A 17,282-nucleotide genomic window follows, 5' to 3' on the forward strand; every position below is an offset into this window, starting at 1 on the left:
AACACCAGTGGGCCGACATTACGGATCCGATACGGGCGCGCCCGCGTGACGCACACCCCGGGCGCACGTGCGCGGGCAGCGCGTCGGGCGGCCGTAGACTGGGACGATCCTCGACCGCGTGATGTGAACGGAGTGGCCCGTTGGCGATTCAGCCGATCCGCCTGTTCGGCGACCCGGTGCTGCGCACACCGGCCGACCCGGTGGTTGACTTCGACAAGGAGCTGCGCAAGCTCGTCAAGGACCTCACGGACACGATGATGGACGCCCCGGGCGCCGGGCTCGCCGCCCCGCAGATCGGGGTCGGGCTGCGCGTGTTCACCTACTACGTCGACGACCAGGTCGGCCACCTGGTCAACCCCGACCTCGACCTGTCGGACGAGCTCGACGAGGAGGGCGAGGAGGGCTGCCTGTCCTTCCCCGGCCTGTCCTTCCCCACCCCGCGGGCGATCCGCGCGGTGGCCAAGGGCTTCGACATGCACGGCGAGCCGGTCGTCCTCGCGGGCACCGACCTGATGGCCCGCTGCTTCCAGCACGAGACCGACCACCTCGACGGGGTGCTGTTCATCGACCGGATGGACGCGGCGCAGCGCAAGCTCGCCATGAAGGCCGTGCGCGAAGCCGAGTGGAGCGGCCTGTCCGCGCCGGTGGTCAAGGCGTCGCCGCACACCACCTTCGGGAAGGCCCTGTAGGAAAGGTCTGTCAGAACCGTGCGCCTGGTCTTCGCAGGAACCCCGGAAACAGCGCTGCCCGCGCTGCGCGCCCTGCTGGGCTCGCCCCGGCACGAGGTGGCCGCCGTCGTCACCCGGCCCGACGCCCAGTCGGGGCGGGGGCGCAGACTGCATCCCAGCCCGGTGGCCGAGGTGGCCGAGGAGGCGGGGGTGGAGGTGCTGCGGCCGGAGAAGGCGGGCGATCCGGAGTTCCTGGACCGGCTGCGCGCCATCGCCCCCGACTGCTGCCCCGTCGTCGCCTACGGCGCGCTGCTGCCGCAGGCGGCCCTCGACATCCCCCGCTTCGGCTGGGTCAATCTGCACTTCTCGCTGCTGCCCGCCTGGCGGGGCGCCGCCCCCGTGCAGCACGCGGTGCTCAACGGTGACGAGATCACCGGCGCCAGCACCTTCCAGATCGTCAAGGCGCTCGACGCCGGGCCGGTCTACGGCGTGCTGACCGAGGAGGTCCGCCCCGACGACACCAGCGGCGAGCTGCTCGCCCGGCTGGCGGTCTCCGGCGCCGAGCTGCTCGCGGCCACCGTCGACGGCATCGAGGACGGCACCCTGACCGCCCGCCCGCAGCCCGCCGAGGGCGTGAGCGTCGCCCCAAAGATCAACGTGGAGGACGCGCGGGTCGACTGGAAGGCGCCCGCCTTCCGCGTCGACCGCCTCGTCCGGGCCTGCACGCCCGCCCCGGGCGCGTGGACCGAGTTCCGCGGCCAGCGGGTCAAGCTCGGCCCGGTACGGCCGGCGCCGGACGCGGCGGACCTGCCCCCCGGCCACATCGCCGCCTCGAAGAACACCGTGCTGGTCGGCACCGCCACCCACCCGGTGGCGCTCGGCGACGTCCAGCCCCAGGGCAAGCGCCTGATGAGCGCGGGCGAGTGGGCCCGCGGCGCGCGCATCACGAGCGGAGACGTGGTCACATGACCGGCCTCCGCCGAACCGACCGAAGGCTTGGGGAATGACGCAACAGGGAAACCGGGGCCGCGGCGCGGGCCGTCCCCGTCCGCGCCGCCCGGTGCGCGACGAGGCGCGTAACACCGCCTACGACGTGCTGCGCGCGGTGGACGAGCGCGACGCCTACGCCAACCTGCTGCTGCCGCACCTGATCAGGGAGCGGCGGCTCGCCGGGCGTGACGCCGGGCTGGCCACCGAGCTCGCCTACGGCACGCTGCGCGGCCTGGGCACCTACGACGAGATCATCGCCGCGTGCAGCGACCGCCCGCCGGAGGACCTCGACCCGCCGCTGCTCGACGCCGTCAGGATCGGCGTCCACCAGCTCCTCAAGACCCGCGTCCCGCCGCACGCCGCGGTCGGCACCACCGTCGACCTGGTACGGCTGCGCATCGGCATCGGCCCCTCCCGCTATGCGAACGCCGTGCTGCGCCGGGTCTCCACCCGCTCGCTCGCCGACTGGCTGCCGATCGTCGCGCCCGACCCGGAGAAGGACCTCGTCGGCAACCTCGCGGTCGCGCACAGCCATCCGCGCTGGATCGTCTCCGCGCTGCTCGACGCGCTCGGCGGCGACGCCGAGGAGACGGCCCGGCTGCTCGACGCCGACAACGAGCGCCCGCGGGTCACACTGGTCGCCCGTCCCGGCCGGTCCACCGTCGAGGAGCTCATTGAGGCAGGCGGGGAGCCCGCCTCCTACTCGCCCTACGCCGCCTACCTGCCGGAGGGCGATCCCGCCTCCGTCGAAGCGGTCGCACAGACCCGCGCCGCCGTGCAGGACGAGGCGAGCCAGATGGTGGCGCTCGCCCTGACCAGGGCGCCGCTCGACGGCCCCGACGCGCGGTGGCTCGACATGTGCGCCGGGCCCGGCGGCAAGGCCGGCCTGCTCGACGCGATCGCCGGCGAGCGCGGAGCCCGCCTGCTCGCCGCCGACCTGCAGTTCCACCGCGCCCGGCTGGTCCGGCGCACGGTCGGCGACGCCGGCGTCATCACCGCCGACGGCATCTCGCCCGCCTGGCGGCCGGGGACCTTCGACCGGGTGATGCTCGACGCCCCCTGCACAGGACTCGGCGCCCTGCGCCGCCGCCCCGAGGCCCGCTGGCGGCGCGACCCCGCCAGCGTCCCCGAACTCGCCGCCCTCCAGTCCCGCCTGCTCGACTCCGCGATCGACTCCGTACGACCGGGCGGCGTCGTCGCCTACGTGACGTGCTCCCCGCACCTGGACGAGACCGGCGCGGTCGTCGCCGCCACCCTCGCCCGCCGCGACGACGTCACCCCACTGGACGCCCGCGCCCTCCTCCCCGAAGCCACCGGCCTCGGGGACGGCCCCCACGCTCAGTTCTGGCCCCACCGCCACCACACCGACGCAATGTTCCTCGCCCTCCTGAGACGCCTCCCGTCCTGAGTCACCCCCCTCCTGACAGGGGGCCTCTCCTGACAGGGCGCGTCGCCTGACAGGGCGCGCCGCCTGTGTGGATCGCGGGCGACATCGTCCTCCGGCGACGGGTCGTTCACGTGTTGTGGTGACTCACGTGTTGTGGTGGTTCGCGTGCGCGGTTCCGTGATGCTGATCGGGCGTCGTCGTTGTGAGGGGGCCGGGGGTGCACAGCGAGCGGACGGCGCGGGTGAGGGCTCGGGTGTGCAAGGGGTCCAGGTGGCGTGACCGGGCGGTTCGCCGTACCGCTACGGCTAGGGCCGACGGGCAGGACGGGGCGGCGCGGGTGCCCGCCGAGCGGGCGATGAGCCGTACGAGGTCCTCGTTGACGCGGTCGATCTCCTGCCGGGCACCCGCGAGGTCGGGAGCGTGGGCGGGAGCCTGCCGGGGGTGCGCCCGCCAGTGCCGGTGCAGCGCCCGCTGCACGGTCTTGTGCGCCTCGATCTGATCCCGGAGGACGCGTACGACCGCCTCCGGATCGGCGCCGCTCCGGGCGGCCAGCGCGCGAACCGACGCCAGCACCTCACGCTCACGCCCGGGATCGTCGATCGGCCCACCCGACTCCCACTTGGCCGCCGCCACCACCCGCGCCGTCGCGAGCCGATCCGCCGACAACCCGGCCAACGCCCGCAGCAGCCCACCCCCCGCAGCGGCCACCGTCACGGGGACCACCACAGGATCGGTCACCAAGCGGATCACCGCAGGGCCGGTCGTTGTCTGGGCGGTCACCGCAGGGCGGGTCGTCGTCGCGGGGGTCACCGTTGAGCCGGCCGCCGTCGTGCGGGGCGCCGCGGGGGTTGTGGAAGGGAGGCCGAACGCGATCACGACGGCGAGCGCGGGAGTCGCCAGCAGGCCGAAACGGGAGCTTTCTGCGGAGCCTGCGGCGGGGTTCGGAGCACGGGAGAGGGATGGGGGCCGTGGCATCGGTGCGTCTCCTTCAGTGGTTCGCACGAGGCTTGGCGGACAGCGGACAGCGGACAGCGGACAGCGGACAGCGGGATGGGGGACGGGGGCGGGGACGGTGGAACGGGGGACTGCCGATGCTGGTGACGGAACGGTGGGTGGCGGCTCGGAATGCGGATGGCAGGTGCTGCTGGGCTTGGGGGTGACGGACCGGGGCGGGGGCGTGGGGGCCTGATGCGGTCGGGGCGATGTGGGCGGATGGTGGTGTCACCAGGTGTACCCGCTTCATCGCTTGTGGTGACGGAGGGGATGGCTTGGGTTTCTGGGGGACAGTGGGTGGCTGAGGGGTAGCGGGGGTGTGGACGTGGGGTGGCTTTGGGGTGGCTTGGGGGTTGCCGGGGGGCGGATAGCGTGGGGGTGGGAGCGAATGATGGGGTTAGTGGGCCGAAGGGGTGTCTGTGGGGTTCGCCGACCTGCTGGAGGGGTTGCACCGTGCCGAGATCGGGCCGATCGTCGGTCTGCAGCAGGCGCTGGAACTGATCGGGCCGCTGCTGTGGCTCGCGTCGGTGCTCGGCGGGGACGGGGTCGTCCTTGTCATGCTGGCGACCGTCTACTGGTGTGTGAGTCCCCGGGCCGGGATCCGGGTGACCCTGGCCGTGCTCGTCTCGGCCGGTGTCAACGCCGTGGCCAAACTGGTCTTTCATGCCCCGCGTCCGGCGTGGGTGGACGCCCGGGTGCGTCCCATGTCCGCCGAGGGGTCTTTCGGGCTGCCCTCGGGCCACGCGCAGACCGCCGTCGTGGCCACCGGCGTCGCCCTGACCGGCACACCTAGCCCACGGCAGGAGCGTGCAGGGACGTCGCCCGGGTCGCAGGAGTCCGTGGGGACGCTGCCCGGGCCGCGGGAGTCGGCGGGGGCACTGCCTGGGGCGCGGGAGTCCGAGGGGACGCGGTCCCGGGGGCGGGGGGTCGCGGCTGGGCCGTTTCGGGGGCGGGGGGTCGCGGGGGCGGGGTGGTGGTGGGCGGCTGTGGTGGCCGTGGTCCTGGTGAGCGTTTCGCGGGTGTACCTGGGGGTGCACTTCTTCTCCGACGTCGTCGGAGGGCTGGTGCTGGGGCTGCTCGTCCTGGGGCTGTACGTGGCGCTGGCCGGGCGGCTCACGGCGTGGTGGCACCGCCGGGCGCTCGCGCTCCAGGTGCTGCTGGCCGCGGTCCCTGCTGGTGCGATGCTGGGCGCCGGCGGGCTGGCGCTGTTGCTCGACGAGGGCTGGACCCTGCCCGCGTCCTGGCGGGCCGGGGGTGCCGCCCATCCGGACAGCATGGAACGCGTGGCCGGCCTGTCCGGTGCGCTGTTCGGCGCGCTGGCCGGGGCGTCGGTCATGAGACGGCTGGGCTGGTTCTCCGCCGCGGGGACTGTCCCGGCGCGGGTGCTGCGCTGGCTGCTCGGCGTGGTCATCGCGGTGGCCATCTGGCAGGTCGCCGCCGTCGCCGGAGGCTCGGTGGCGGGCGTCACGCTGCGGTACGCGCTGGTGGCGGGCTGGGTCGTACTGGGCGCGCCGCTGCTCTTCCTCCGCCTCGGCCTCGCCTCGCGACAGGACGCGCCCGCCACCGACGGCCACCCAAGCTGAAAGACGCCGCCGCCACCGGCGACCGCGCGAATCGTGAAGGACACCGGCGACCGCGCGTGGTCGTGAAGGACACCGGCGGCCACGCGTGGTCGTGAAGGACACCGGCGGCCACGCGAGGCCGTGAGAGACGCCGCGGGAAACGGTGGGAGGGAGTGCCGGGAAGGTGGGAGGGAGACCATTGGGAACGGTGGGGGGAGTGCCGGGAAGGTGGGCAGGTTAAAGAACGGGTGAGGGGGGTGTACCTGGCGGGGACAGGGGATGGCGGGGAACTAGAATCTGCGCATATGGCCGTACAGATCTCGCCCAGCATCCTGTCCGCCGACTTCGCCCGGCTCGCCGAGGAGGCGGCGGTGGTGCACAATGCCGACTGGTTGCACGTGGACGTCATGGACAACCACTTCGTCCCCAACCTGACCCTCGGGCTGCCGGTCGTGGAGGCGCTGCTCAAGGCCACCTCCACGCCCGTCGACTGCCACCTCATGATCGAGGACCCGGACCGGTGGGCGCCCGCCTACGCGGAGGCGGGGGCCGGCAGTGTGACCGTGCACGCGGAGGCCGCCAAGGCACCGGTGCGCACGTTGCGGCAGATCCGGGCGGCGGGCGCGCGGGCCGGGTTCGCGTTGAACCCCGCCACCGCGGTCGAGCCCTACGAGGACCTGCTCGGTGAGATCGACATGCTGCTGCTGATGACCGTCGAGCCGGGCTTCGGCGGGCAGCGGTTCCTCGACGTGGTGCTGCCGAAGGTGCGCAGGGCGCGTTCGCTGATCGCCGCGCACGGCGGGCAGGTGTGGTTGCAGGTGGACGGCGGGGTCTCGGCGGAGACGATCGAGCGCTGCGCCGAGGCCGGGGCCGACGTGTTCGTCGCGGGCAGCGCGGTCTACGGCGCGGACGACCCGGCCGCCGCCGTACAGAACCTGCGCGACCTCGCCGAGCGCGCCGCGCGCTGACCGGCCGGGGAAGTCCGCGAGCCCGGCCCCGAGGGTTTCCCGGGTCCGGGCTCGCCGCGTCCGGGGTCAGTGCGGGAGGGCGGGGGCGTCGGGTCCGGGGTCAGTGCGGGAGGGCGGGGATGCCGGGCCCGGGAAGTGCTGGACGGCAGGGGGTGCCGGGGCCGGGGTCAGTGCTGGAGGGCGGGGTCGAGGATGACGTTGCCGCCGTGTGAGGTGGGGTCCTCGGGGAAGTGGCAGGCGGTCAGGTGGCCGTCCCGGTTGCCCTGGAGGCGTACCAGCGGGGGCTCCTCCGTCGCGCACCTGTCCTGCGCCTTCCAGCACCGGGTGCGGAAGCGGCAGCCCGACGGCGGGTCGATCGGCGAGGGCACGTCGCCGGCCAGCCGGATCCGCTCGCGCGGCTCGGCCGTCACGTCGGCCTCGGGCACCGCGGACAGCAGCGCGTGCGTGTACGGGTGCCGGGGACGCTCGTAGAGGGAGTCCCGGTCCGCCACCTCGACGATCTTGCCGAGGTACATCACGGCGACCCGCTGCGAGAAGTGCCGCACGATGGCCAGGTCGTGCGCGATGAACAGGAACGCGATGCCGAGATCCCGTTGCAGCGCCTGGAGCAGGTTCACCACCTGGGCCTGGATGGAGACGTCCAGCGCGGACACCGGCTCGTCGGCGATGATCAGCTTGGGTTCCAGGGCGAGCGCGCGGGCGATGCCGATGCGCTGCCGCTGACCGCCGGAGAACTCGTGCGGGAAGCGGTTGTAGTGCTCGGGGTTGAGCCCGACGATCTCCAGCAGCTCGCGCACCCGGGCGTTCCTGCCGCCGGGCGGCGCGATGCCGTTGACCTCCATCGGCCCGCGGATGATGCCGCCCACCGTCTGGCGGGGGTTGAGCGACGAGTAGGGATCCTGGAAGATCATCTGGATCTCGGGCCGGATGGGCTTGAGTTCCCGGCGCGAGGAGTGCGCGATGTCCCTGCCCCGGTAGCGGACCGTGCCCGCCGTCGGTTCGAGCAGCCGGGCGGCCAGCCGTCCGGTGGTGGACTTGCCGCAGCCGGACTCGCCGACCAGCCCGACGCTCTCACCCGCGTGCACGGTCAGGTCCACGCCGTCCACGGCGTGCACCTGCGCGACCTGGCGCTTGACGATCAGGCCGCCCATGATGGGGAAGTGCTTGGTCAGCCCTGACATCTCCAGCAGGGGCTCGCTCATAGGTGTTCCTTGATCTGCTCGATGAAGATGTCCTGCTTCTGGGCCGGGGTCAGGTAGCAGGCGTCGCCGTGGCCGCGGTGCGGGGAGAGTTCGGGGCGTTCGCCGCGGCACATGTCGGGGCCGGCCAGCGCCTGGAAGTCGCAGCGCGGGTGGAACGGGCAGCCCGGCGGGACGTTGATCAGGCTGGGCGGGGTGCCGCGCACCGGGACGAGCGGCACGTCGACCGGCGCGTGCAGCCGCGGCATGGAGGACAGCAGCCCCCAGGTGTAGGGGTGGCGCGGGCTGCCGAGCACCTCGCGCACCGTGCCGCGCTCCACCGCCCGGCCGGCGTACATCACCAGCACCTCGTGGGCGGCGCCGGCCACCACGCCGAGGTCGTGCGTGATCAGGATGATCGCGGTGCCGAACTGCTGCTGGAGGTCCTTGAGCAGGTCGATGATCTGCGCCTGGACGGTCACGTCGAGCGCGGTGGTCGGCTCGTCGGCGATGAGCAGGTCCGGGTCGCAGACCAGGGCCATCGCGATCATCACGCGCTGCCGCATGCCGCCGGAGAACTGGTGCGGGTAGTCGTCCACCCGGGTCTGCGCGTGCGGGATGCCGACCCTGCGCAGCATCTCCACCGCGCGGTCCCGCGCCTCCTTGCGGCTCGCTCCGGTGTGCTTGCGGAACGTCTCACCGATCTGGCGGCCCACCGAGTGGTACGGCGAGAGCGAGGTGAGCGGATCCTGGAAGATCATCGCGACCTTGTTGCCCCTGAGCCGCTCCAACTGGGACTTGGGCGCCCGGACGAGTTCGTCCCCGTCGAGGGTGATCTCCCCGGTGATCCGGCTGTGCGCGGGATTGTGCAGGCCGAGGATGGCGAGGTTGGTCACCGACTTGCCGGATCCGGACTCGCCCACGATGCCGAGCGTGGTCCCCTTCTCCACGTCGAAGGAGAGCCCGTCCACCGCGTGGACGACACCGTCCTCGGTGTGGAAGTCGACGGTCAGATCGCGGACCGACAGGAACGGGGTGGTCAACGGAAGGCTCCTAGTTCAGCCGCACGCGCGGGTCGATGAAGGCGTAGACGGCGTCGACGACGATGTTGAACAGCACGATGGCGGTGGCGGAGACGAGCACGACGCCGAGCAGCATCGGCAGGTCCTGGTTCTCCACGGCCTTGATGGACAGCTCGCCGATGCCGTGCAGGCTGAAGGTCTGCTCGGTGATGATCGCGCCGCCGAGCAGCACGCCGAGGTCCACGCCGAAGATCGTCACGATGGGCCCCATCGAGCCGCGCCAGGCGAAGCGCAGGAAGACGGTCCGGGTGGACATGCCCTTGGCGCGCGCGGTGCGCACGTAGTCCTCGCTGAGCTGCTCGACCATGGACGACCGGGTCATCCTGGTGTAGTTGGCGGTGAAGATGATCGACAACACCAGCCAGGGGAGCAGGAGGCCACTGGCCCACGCCACCGGATTAGCGGTGAAGTCGTGATATGTCGGTCGTTGGAGGATCTGGGTCTGATCGACCAGAATCCAGGTGGCCAGCACGCCGACGAAGTAGATCTGCATCGACGCGCCGAGCAGCGACGCCGAACTCGCGATCTTGTCCAGCGCCCGGCCCTGCCGCGCCGCGGCCACCATGCCCGCGCCGACGCCGAAGAACAGGAACACGACCGCCGCCCCGATCGTCAGCGACAGCGTCGTCGGGAAGCGGTCGACGATCGCGTTGAAGATCGGCTCCTGGTTGACGAACGAGTAGCCCAGGCAGGGGGCGTCGCAGTGCCCGTAGGTGAAGTCGCGCCCGGTGAAGATGGCGGTCAGCCAGTGCCAGTACTGCAGGAAGACCGGCTCGTCGATGCCCATGTTGTGACGGACGATCTCAAGGCTCTCCGGCGTGCAGAGCTTGCCGCACGCGAGCCTGGCCGGGTCACGGGGGATCGCGAAGAACAAGAAGAACGTGACGGCGCTGATGATCAGCAAGATCACCACGGCGCCGAGGATCCTGCGGATCAGGAAGCGGTACATGGGCTCTCCGGTGGGCCGTGGCGGGCGGGTCTCGCGACCGGCCCGCCACGGCGGGTTTCACTGGGTGACGCGGGTGTCCTGCGGGGGGCGGTCACGGGTGGCGCGCGCCTCCGCGTGGCGGACGGTCACCGCGCGGTACGGATGTCCGCGGGCGGAACGGTCACTGCTTGACGTAGACGTCCGTCGGAGACTGCTCGCCCGTCACGATGTCGAACTTCACCCCGCCCAGACCGGAGCCGTACAGGCCGAAGTAGGTCTGGTAGGCCTCGGGCACGATCGGGGCCTGCTCCATGATCTGCCTGTCCACGGCGGCCCACGCCTTGCCCGCCTCGACCGGGTCGGTGATCGCGGCGGCCTTGTCGATGGCGTCGTTGATCTCCGGCACGTTCAGGTGCGAGTAGTTCGGCGCCTGGTCGGCGATCTGCCGGCCGTCGTAGGTCGGCGCGAGCGCGGTGTAGCCGGTGGGCCAGTCGGCCGCCCAGCCGCCCCAGTACAGGTCGTACGGGTTGTCCACGTGACCGATCGCGTCGTAGTACGTGGTGGAGTTGAGCGGCTTGGTGACCACCTTGAAGCCGGCCTTCTCCAGGCCCGTCTTGATCGCGACGGCGACCTTCTCCTGGACCGGGGTCTGGTTGTAGGCGTAGACGATCGTCGGGTTCGGCTGGCCCGCCTCGGTGAGCAGCTGCTTGGCCGCCTCCGGGTCGCCCTGCGGCTTGGCGAGCTTGCCGTACAGGTCGAAGGGCTCGTAGCCGAGGACGGTCGGGCTCATGATCGTGGTGGCGTACTTGCCGTAGCCGATCTCGCCGCCCTGCAGCTGGCGCTCCTGCTGCATCGGGAACGCCTTGATGATCGCCTGGCGGACCTTGACGTCCTTGATCCGGCTGGTGTTGATGTTGAAGAAGGTGGTGAACGGGGTGAGGCCCCGGACCGTCCGCTTCATCAGCTCGGGATCGTTCACGACCTGCTGGAGCCGCTCGGGCGCCACCGGGTTGTGGAAGGTCATGGTGTTCTTGTCGGTGCCGTTGTCGGCGATGAACCGGTCCGTCGACTGGAGCGACTGGACACCGAACTCCATGTGCCACTTGTCCGGGTAGGCGTTCCGGATCGGGTCCGTCGCCGGGTCCCAGAACTCGTTCCGCTCCAGGTCCAGCGACTTGTCCGTGACGTGGCTCACGATCTTGTACGGACCGGAGGAGTACGGCATCTTGTCGTACTTCTCCTTCGTGTCGTGCTTCTCCGGCACGATGCCGAAGCCGGTCATGGCCACGGTGAAGTTGAAGTCGGTGTGCGCCGAGTTCAGGTGGAACACGATGGTCTTGTCGTCCACCGCCTCGATCGTGTCCAGATGCTTGCCCTCGTACGGGCCGGTGTACTTCTCACCCTCGGGCAGCAGCCACTGCTCGGCGTAGGGCGGGCCCTCCGGCGTGAACGACGCGAAGAGCCGCTCGAAGGAGTGCTTGACGTCGGCCGAGGTGATCGCCGAGCCGTCCTGCCACTTGATGCCGTCCTTGAGGACGAACTTCCAGGTCTTGCCGTTGTCGTCGGTGCTGCCCGGGTCGGTGGCGAGGTCGCCGACGAGCTTGAGGGAGCCGTCGGGGGCCGTCTTGAACTCGGTGAGCTGACGGGTGAACAGCTTGGAGGCGCTGGAGTTGTAGTTCAGGTAGACCCGGGCCGGGTCGAGGTGGGAGAAGTCGTCCCGGTCGATCATGTTGACCGTGCCGCCCTTGGTGGCTCCCGGCTCCGGGGCGGCGGGGCCGGTGGAGTCCTGCGCGGTACCCACCGTGATCTTGCTGACCGCCTGCGTGTCCTGGGTCGGGGTGGGTGCCGCGGCCCCGGAGGGAGCGGCTGCGCCGCCCCCGCCGCCACCCGACGCGCAGGCGGAGAGCGCCAGCGCGCCCGCCGCGAAGAGCGCGACGGTTGCCGCGGCCCGCTTCCTCGGAGATGTCATGACTTCCTTCCTTATCTACGGGTCTTGGGATCGAGCGCGTCCCGGACCGAATCCCCGAGCAGGTTGAAGGCGAGCACGAAGATCACCATCGCCACTCCCGGGAAGATGAGAAACGTGATGTCGTCGCGGTAGACCTCGGCACCGCGCTGGATCATCCGCCCCCAGTCGGGGGTGGGCTCGACGATGCCGACACCGAGGAAGGACAGTCCCGCCTCGGCCGTGACGAACGCGGGGAGCAGCAGCGTCGACTGGATGATGATCGGCGTCCAGAGGTTCGGCAGCAGCTCCTTGAAGACGATCCGCGCCGGCGACGCGCCGCTCACCCGGGCGGCCTCCACGAACTCCCGCTCCCGCAGCGAGAGCACCTGCCCGCGCAGCAGGCGGGCGATCGTGGCCCACCCGAACAGGGTGAGCACGGTGATCAGCGAGACCGCGCGCAGCCAGGTGGGGGTCTCCTCCTCGGGGGAGACGAAGAGCGACTCCACCACGGGCATGAACGCGATGAAGAACAGCGTGGAGGGGAACGACAGCAGGATGTCGATGATCCGGCCGATCAGGTAGTCGGTCTTCCCGCCCGCGTAGCCCGCCGTGATGCCCACGACGACGCCGATCAACGCGGTCAGCAGGGTGGCGGCCGCCGCGATCAGCAGCGAGGTCCTGATGCCGTAGACGAGCATCATGAACACGTCGCGGCCGAGACCGGGTTCCAGGCCGAACCAGAACTGGTCGCTGATGCCGCCGTTCGGCAGGATCGGATACCCGAAATCGTTGAGCAGGCCCGGCGTCTCCTGGCCGTACTGCGTGTACGGATCGTTTCCGTAGGCCGCCGAGATGAGCGGGGCGAAGATCCCGACGAGAAAGAACAGGATGACGACGACGGCGGAGATCACGCCGACGCGGTCACGCCGGAATCTGAGCCACATCAACCGCCCGGGCGAACGCCCGACGGTCTCGGGCGTATGCGCCTTCTGGTCCGCGCCGGGGTCCACCGAGGTGTCGGACGCGGCTGGTACAGGCATGGTCATCGTATAGAGGGCCCCCAAGAACGGCGCCGGGTGTTTCGGCTCCCGGCCAGGAGGAACCTTTGCAAAACCTGTTGACCTAATTCAATCCCCTGAACCATGATTTTTTTGGATCAGGTGTTTGTTGTGGAAAGTAGACCAGGTTGTGCCTCTCGTTCCATTGACCTGGTAGGGGGGTCCTGTGGTGGAATATAACCACCCTCAAGAATTGAATTTCACGGTTTTGTGACACGGTCATGACACGCCCCGGACATTGATCTGGAATTATGCGCCGCCGCCTTTTGGGCCCCTGTGTGCGCGGGGCCGGCCGGGGTAGCCTCTCGCCTGAACGGGTCTTGAGCGGAGGCGGCGATGGACCAGGACACAGGCCGGGGCGTGCACGAGCGCGAGCCTGACCACGGGCTGTTCGGGCCGGGGTCGGTCACCTGGCGGGTGATGGGGGAGCCGATCCTCCTCGTGGGCGGCTTCCGCGCGCTGCTCATGCAGGGGCTGCACCCCAGGGCGATGCGCGGCGTGATCCAGAACTCCGCGCTCATGGACGCCGGAGAGGCGTGGGCGCGTTTCTCCCGCACCACCGAGTTCGTCCGGGTGCGCACCTACGGCACGAGCGCCGAGGTGGCCAGGGCGGGGGAGCGGGTCAGGCGGATCCACGCCGCGCTCACCGCGTACGACCCCGACACCGGTGAGCGCTACCGCCTCGACGACCCCGACGCGCTGCGGTGGGTGCACGTCGGCGAGGTGGACTCCTACCTGTCGGTGGCCCGGCGCGCGGGCGTGCGCCTCACCGGCGCGGAGGCCGACAGGTTCGTCGCCGAGTGGCGGGCCGCGGCCGGGGTCGTCGGGCTGGACCCGGCGAGCGTCCCCGGCTCGGTCGCGGAGATGCGCGACTACATCGAGGCCCGGCGGCCCGATCTCTACTTCGTGCCCGAGGCGGTCCACCCGGTGCGCCTCGCGGTCAACCCGCCGCTGCCGCTCCAACTCACGCCGCTGCGCCCGGTCTTCCCGCTGATCATGGGACTCGCGTTCGCCTCGCTGCCCCGCTGGGCGCGCAGGATGTACGGCGTGCCGGCCACCCCGATCGACGACCTGTGGGCGAGCGCCACGCTGAAGACCTTCCACCGCGGCCTCGCCCTGCTGCCCGCGCGGCTCAGGTACTCGCCCGACGCGCGCAGGGCCAGACGCCTCATGGCCGCCTCGTGACCGCCCCATGACCTCCTCCCGGCCCCTCTGAGGGCCGTCCGGGGGTCGCCTGTACAAGGGCGGGCGGGACAGGCCGGTCGCGCGCGGCCCGGGACGGCGTGGCAGACTGGCAGCAGAGCAAGCGTGCTCCGGGGTCGGTGAAATTCCGAACCGGCGGTGAAAGTCCGCGACCCGGCCGAATCCATCGGCCGGTTGATCCGGTGAAATTCCGGGACCGACGGTGAGAGTCCGGATGGGAGGCAGCACGCGGGCGGCAGGCGTCTCACGGCGTCGGCCGTGGGCGGGCGCACCTAGTGCGCCCGTTCTGTGCGACCCCCGGGGCCCGCCATGGCTGAAGCGAAGGCCGGCGGCGAGCGGGAGGCCCGGGTGACGTCCATCTGTGCGCGCGCTCCTCGCACGGCCGTGAGCCGGGAGGAGTGAACGGGCATGTTCACCGGCATCATCGAGGAGCTGGGGCAGGTGGCCGCGGTCGAGCCGCGGCGTGACGCGGCGCGGGTCTCGATCCGCGGCAAGACCGTCACCTCGGACGCGCGGCACGGCGACTCGATCGCCGTCAACGGCGTCTGCCTGACGGTGGTGGACGTCCAGGGCGACGTGTTCTCCGCGGACGTGATGAAGGAGACCCTGGACCGCAGCGCCCTGGGCGCGCTCGCCGAGGGCGCCAGGGTCAACCTGGAGCGAGCGGTGCGCGCCGGCCAGCGGCTCGGCGGGCACATCGTGCAGGGACACGTGGACGGCACCGGGACGCTGCTGAGCAGGACGCCCGCCGAGCACTGGCACGTGGTGCGGATCTCGCTGCCCCCCGCCCTGAACCGCTACGTGGTGGAGAAGGGGTCGATCGCGGTCGACGGGGTGAGCCTGACCGTCACGGAGGTCGACGAGGAGGGCTTCGCCCTCGGCCTGATCCCCGTGACGCTGGAGCTCACCACCCTGGGCTGGAAGCGGCCGGGCGACCCGGTGAACCTCGAAGTAGACGTGATCGCGAAATATGTGGAGAAGCTGGTCGGTTCGCGTAGCGGAGAGGGCAGACCGTGAGACGGGCCGAGGAGACGGGCATGACCGACATCAAGCTGGACCCGATCGAGCGGGCGATCGCCGACATGCGCGAGGGCCGGGCCGTCGTCGTGGTGGACGACGAGAACCGGGAGAACGAGGGCGACATCATCTTCGCCGGGTCCAAGGCGACCCCGGAGCTCGTGGCCTTCACCATCCGGCACGGCAGCGGCGTCATCTGCGTGCCGATGCGCGGTGAGGACCTCGACCGGCTCGGCCTGCCGCTGATGGTGTCGGAGAACCGCGAGCGGATGCGCACCGCGTACACCGTCAGCGTGGACGCCAGGGACGGGGTGACCACCGGCATCTCCGCGGCCGACCGGGCGAGGACGATCCGCATGCTGAGCGACTCCGCCACCGAGGCGTTCGAGCTGGTCCGGCCGGGTCACATCTTCCCCCTGCGCTACCGGGAGGGCGGCGTGCTGGCCAGGCGCGGGCACACCGAGGCCGCGATCGACCTCGCCGTGCTGGCCGGGCTCGGCCCGACCGGCGTGCTGTGCGAGGTGGTCAACGACGACGGCACGATGAAGCGGCTGCCCGACCTGCGCGCCTTCGCCGACGAGCACGATCTCGCCCTGGTGTCCATCGAGCAGCTCGTGGACTACCGCCGCCGCACCGAGCGCATCGTGACCAGGGTCGCCGAGACCAGGATCCCCAACCGGCACGGCATGTGGCGCGCGTACGGCTACGCCAGCGCGCTGGACGGCGGCGAGCACCTGGCTCTCGTCTACGGCGACCTGGAGGACGGCGAGAACATCCTGGTGCGGGCCCATTCGGAGTGCCTGACCGGCGACGTGCTCGGCTCGCTGCGCTGCGACTGCGGCATTCAGCTCGACAACGCCATGGCCTCGATCGCCGCCGAGGGCCGCGGGGTGATCGTCTACCTGCGCGGCCACGAGGGCCGCGGCATCGGCCTGCTGGCCAAGCTCAAGGCGTACGGCCTGCAGGACAACGGCAGCGACACCGTGGACGCCAACCTGGAGCTGGGCCTGCCGGTGGACGCCAGGGAGTTCTCCAACGCGGGGCAGATCCTCGGCGACCTCGGCGTGAAGTCGATCAGGCTGCTCACCAACAACCCCGCCAAGCTGCGCGGCATGGACGGCTACGGCATCAAGGTGCTCGGCCGCGAGCCGATGCCCGCCGCGGTCAACCCCTACAACACGCGTTACCTCGCCGCCAAGCGGGACCGGCTCGGCCACGACATCCCCCAGGACATCCGATGAGCGGTTCCGGGCGGCCGGCCGCCTCCGCCGTGGCGGCGGCCGGTCTGAGCGTGGGCGTCGTCGCGGCCAGGTGGCACGAGGAGATCACCGACCTGATGGTGAACCGCGCCGTGGCGGCGGCGCGGGACAGCGGCGCCGAGGTCACCGTCGTGCGGGTGGCGGGCTCGCTGGAGATCCCGGTGGTCGCCCAGGCGCTCGCCCGCGGCCACGACGCCGTGGTCGCGCTGGGCGCGGTGATCCGCGGCGAGACGGCGCACTTCGACTACGTGTGCGACTCGGTGACCGCCGGGCTCACCCGCGTCTCGCTGGACACCGGTACGCCGATCGGCAACGGCGTCCTCACCTGCGAGACGCTGGACCAGGCCCTGGAGCGCTCGGGCCGCCCCGGGGCCAAGGAGGACAAGGGCTACGAGGCCACCGTCGCCGCGCTGGAGACCGCCCTCGTCCTGCGCGACCTGCGCTGACCGGGACGGCCCGACACGCGTGCGCGGCGGGACGGAGGACCGGGCGGGGTGTGCGGTAGGTTGCGTTCGTCCACGCCGATCCAAGATCGATCGGCGGCCTCGCGACCACGGAACGACATTGAGAGACCCGATGCCTGAGACCGTCCCCCCGCCGTCCCTCCCCGTCACCTGGCGGCCGCACAGGGGCAGGATCGTCGCGTACGGCTTCGCGGCGGTCCTGGTGGCGGGATCGCTGGTCTTCGCGGTGGTGCTGCCGGAGCCGTTCAGCCTGGCCGACCGGGTGGCGATGGTCGGCCTGGGCGGCCTGATCGCCGGGGTGCTGCACATGCTCGGCCGGTCCAGGGTCGAGGCGGACGAGCAGGGCATCACGCTGGTCAACGCGCTGCGCGTGCACCGGTACAGCTGGCCGGAGGTGCTCGACGTCACGCTGGCCGAGGGCGAGCCGTTCGCGAAGATCGACTTCGCGGACGGCGCCACGATCGGCGCGATGGGCATCCAGGGCTCGGAGAAGGCCCGCGCCCACCACCAGGCCGCCGAACTCGCCGCCCTCATCCGCGAGCGCGGCGAGGCCGGCGAACCCGCCTGACCGGCGCGG

16 protein-coding genes and 1 riboswitch are annotated in these 17,282 nt (G+C 71.4%); of the genes, 10 read left to right on the forward strand and 6 right to left on the reverse strand.

Going from position 1 to position 17,282, the window contains the following annotated elements:
• The first annotated feature begins 140 nt into the window (after window positions 1-140).
• The 3 genes from def to QSK26_RS35795 are packed head-to-tail and all read left to right on the forward strand — an operon-like array spanning window position 141 to window position 3,066.
• Window positions 141-689 carry a peptide deformylase gene (def, locus tag QSK26_RS35785; RefSeq protein WP_285779773.1) on the forward strand — a complete coding sequence of 183 codons (549 nt, stop codon included), beginning with the start codon at window positions 141-143 and terminating at the stop codon, window positions 687-689.
• 18 nt (window positions 690-707) lie between these two features.
• Window positions 708-1,637: a methionyl-tRNA formyltransferase gene (gene fmt / locus QSK26_RS35790; protein ID WP_285779774.1), complete on the forward strand. Its 930-nt coding sequence runs from the start codon at window positions 708-710 to the stop codon at window positions 1,635-1,637.
• Window positions 1,638-1,671: 34 nt separating this feature from the next.
• Window positions 1,672-3,066: an RsmB/NOP family class I SAM-dependent RNA methyltransferase gene (locus tag QSK26_RS35795; RefSeq protein ID WP_285779775.1), complete on the forward strand. Its 1,395-nt coding sequence runs from the start codon at window positions 1,672-1,674 to the stop codon at window positions 3,064-3,066.
• Window positions 3,067-3,189: 123 nt separating this feature from the next.
• Here QSK26_RS35795 and QSK26_RS35800 read toward each other — a convergent pair whose 3' ends face one another.
• Window positions 3,190-3,783, reverse strand: coding sequence for a chorismate mutase (locus QSK26_RS35800; protein ID WP_285779776.1), 594 nt, complete (start codon window positions 3,781-3,783; stop codon window positions 3,190-3,192).
• Between the two features lie 674 nt (window positions 3,784-4,457).
• On the opposite strand from QSK26_RS35800, the gene QSK26_RS35805 reads away from it, so the two are divergent.
• Together QSK26_RS35805 and rpe are read left to right on the forward strand one after the other, a co-directional pair.
• Window positions 4,458-5,621, forward strand: a complete 1,164-nt coding sequence (locus QSK26_RS35805; protein ID WP_285779777.1) for a phosphatase PAP2 family protein — start codon at window positions 4,458-4,460, stop codon at window positions 5,619-5,621.
• 284 nt (window positions 5,622-5,905) lie between these two features.
• Window positions 5,906-6,568: a ribulose-phosphate 3-epimerase gene (gene rpe, locus QSK26_RS35810; protein ID WP_285779778.1), complete on the forward strand. Its 663-nt coding sequence runs from the start codon at window positions 5,906-5,908 to the stop codon at window positions 6,566-6,568.
• Between the two features lie 167 nt (window positions 6,569-6,735).
• Here rpe and QSK26_RS35815 read toward each other — a convergent pair whose 3' ends face one another.
• The 5 genes from QSK26_RS35815 to QSK26_RS35835 all read right to left on the reverse strand — a co-directional run bounded on the left by QSK26_RS35815 (window position 6,736) and on the right by QSK26_RS35835 (window position 12,744).
• Complete coding sequence (locus QSK26_RS35815; RefSeq protein WP_285779779.1) at window positions 6,736-7,770, reverse strand: ABC transporter ATP-binding protein; 1,035 nt, start codon at window positions 7,768-7,770, stop codon at window positions 6,736-6,738.
• Complete coding sequence (locus QSK26_RS35820; protein ID WP_285779780.1) at window positions 7,767-8,789, reverse strand: ABC transporter ATP-binding protein; 1,023 nt, start codon at window positions 8,787-8,789, stop codon at window positions 7,767-7,769. Before QSK26_RS35820 ends, QSK26_RS35815 begins: the two co-directional genes overlap by 4 nt.
• Window positions 8,790-8,799: 10 nt before the next feature.
• Window positions 8,800-9,777, reverse strand: coding sequence for an ABC transporter permease (locus QSK26_RS35825; protein ID WP_285779781.1), 978 nt, complete (start codon window positions 9,775-9,777; stop codon window positions 8,800-8,802).
• A gap of 160 nt (window positions 9,778-9,937) precedes the next feature.
• Window positions 9,938-11,725: an ABC transporter substrate-binding protein gene (locus QSK26_RS35830; protein WP_285779782.1), complete on the reverse strand. Its 1,788-nt coding sequence runs from the start codon at window positions 11,723-11,725 to the stop codon at window positions 9,938-9,940.
• 11 nt (window positions 11,726-11,736) lie between these two features.
• Window positions 11,737-12,744: an ABC transporter permease gene (locus QSK26_RS35835; RefSeq protein WP_285779783.1), complete on the reverse strand. Its 1,008-nt coding sequence runs from the start codon at window positions 12,742-12,744 to the stop codon at window positions 11,737-11,739.
• A 354-nt stretch (window positions 12,745-13,098) separates the two neighbouring features.
• Between QSK26_RS35835 and QSK26_RS35840 the strand changes: the two genes are divergently transcribed.
• From QSK26_RS35840 to QSK26_RS35860, 5 genes are all read left to right on the forward strand, one after another.
• Window positions 13,099-13,947, forward strand: coding sequence for an oxygenase MpaB family protein (locus tag QSK26_RS35840; RefSeq protein WP_285779784.1), 849 nt, complete (start codon window positions 13,099-13,101; stop codon window positions 13,945-13,947).
• A gap of 119 nt (window positions 13,948-14,066) precedes the next feature.
• A riboswitch (FMN riboswitch) is annotated at window positions 14,067-14,197 on the forward strand.
• A 176-nt stretch (window positions 14,198-14,373) separates the two neighbouring features.
• On the forward strand, window positions 14,374-14,982 hold the full coding sequence (locus QSK26_RS35845; RefSeq protein WP_285779785.1) for a riboflavin synthase: 609 nt from the start codon (window positions 14,374-14,376) through the stop codon (window positions 14,980-14,982).
• 20 nt (window positions 14,983-15,002) lie between these two features.
• Window positions 15,003-16,223, forward strand: coding sequence for a bifunctional 3,4-dihydroxy-2-butanone-4-phosphate synthase/GTP cyclohydrolase II (locus QSK26_RS35850; RefSeq protein WP_285779786.1), 1,221 nt, complete (start codon window positions 15,003-15,005; stop codon window positions 16,221-16,223).
• A complete protein-coding gene (gene ribH / locus QSK26_RS35855) occupies window positions 16,220-16,687 on the forward strand; it encodes a 6,7-dimethyl-8-ribityllumazine synthase (RefSeq protein ID WP_285779787.1) in 468 nt (155 codons plus the stop codon). The genes QSK26_RS35850 and ribH overlap by 4 nt, the downstream gene beginning before the upstream one ends.
• A 130-nt stretch (window positions 16,688-16,817) precedes the next feature.
• Complete coding sequence (locus QSK26_RS35860) at window positions 16,818-17,273, forward strand: PH domain-containing protein (protein ID WP_285779788.1); 456 nt, start codon at window positions 16,818-16,820, stop codon at window positions 17,271-17,273.
• Window positions 17,274-17,282 lie beyond the last annotated feature (9 nt).

The sequence above is a fragment of the Microtetraspora sp. NBRC 13810 genome (assembly GCF_030268685.1).
Taxonomy (GTDB): domain Bacteria; phylum Actinomycetota; class Actinomycetes; order Streptosporangiales; family Streptosporangiaceae; genus BSRQ01.

Bases quoted from the DNA above. Each gene is read 5' to 3' on its own strand.
- QSK26_RS35795 (WP_285779775.1), top strand. From the start codon at position 1,672: ATGACGCAACAGGGAAACCGGGGCCGCGGCGCGGGCCGTCCCCGTCCG.
- rpe (WP_285779778.1), top strand. From the start codon at position 5,906: ATGGCCGTACAGATCTCGCCCAGCATCCTGTCCGCCGACTTCGCCCGG.
- QSK26_RS35815 (WP_285779779.1), bottom strand. From the start codon at position 7,770: ATGAGCGAGCCCCTGCTGGAGATGTCAGGGCTGACCAAGCACTTCCCC.
- QSK26_RS35825 (WP_285779781.1), bottom strand. From the start codon at position 9,777: ATGTACCGCTTCCTGATCCGCAGGATCCTCGGCGCCGTGGTGATCTTG.
- QSK26_RS35830 (WP_285779782.1), bottom strand. From the start codon at position 11,725: ATGACATCTCCGAGGAAGCGGGCCGCGGCAACCGTCGCGCTCTTCGCG.
- QSK26_RS35835 (WP_285779783.1), bottom strand. From the start codon at position 12,744: ATGCCTGTACCAGCCGCGTCCGACACCTCGGTGGACCCCGGCGCGGAC.
- QSK26_RS35840 (WP_285779784.1), top strand. From the start codon at position 13,099: ATGGACCAGGACACAGGCCGGGGCGTGCACGAGCGCGAGCCTGACCAC.
- QSK26_RS35845 (WP_285779785.1), top strand. From the start codon at position 14,374: ATGTTCACCGGCATCATCGAGGAGCTGGGGCAGGTGGCCGCGGTCGAG.
- QSK26_RS35850 (WP_285779786.1), top strand. From the start codon at position 15,003: ATGACCGACATCAAGCTGGACCCGATCGAGCGGGCGATCGCCGACATG.
- ribH (WP_285779787.1), top strand. From the start codon at position 16,220: ATGAGCGGTTCCGGGCGGCCGGCCGCCTCCGCCGTGGCGGCGGCCGGT.
- QSK26_RS35860 (WP_285779788.1), top strand. From the start codon at position 16,818: ATGCCTGAGACCGTCCCCCCGCCGTCCCTCCCCGTCACCTGGCGGCCG.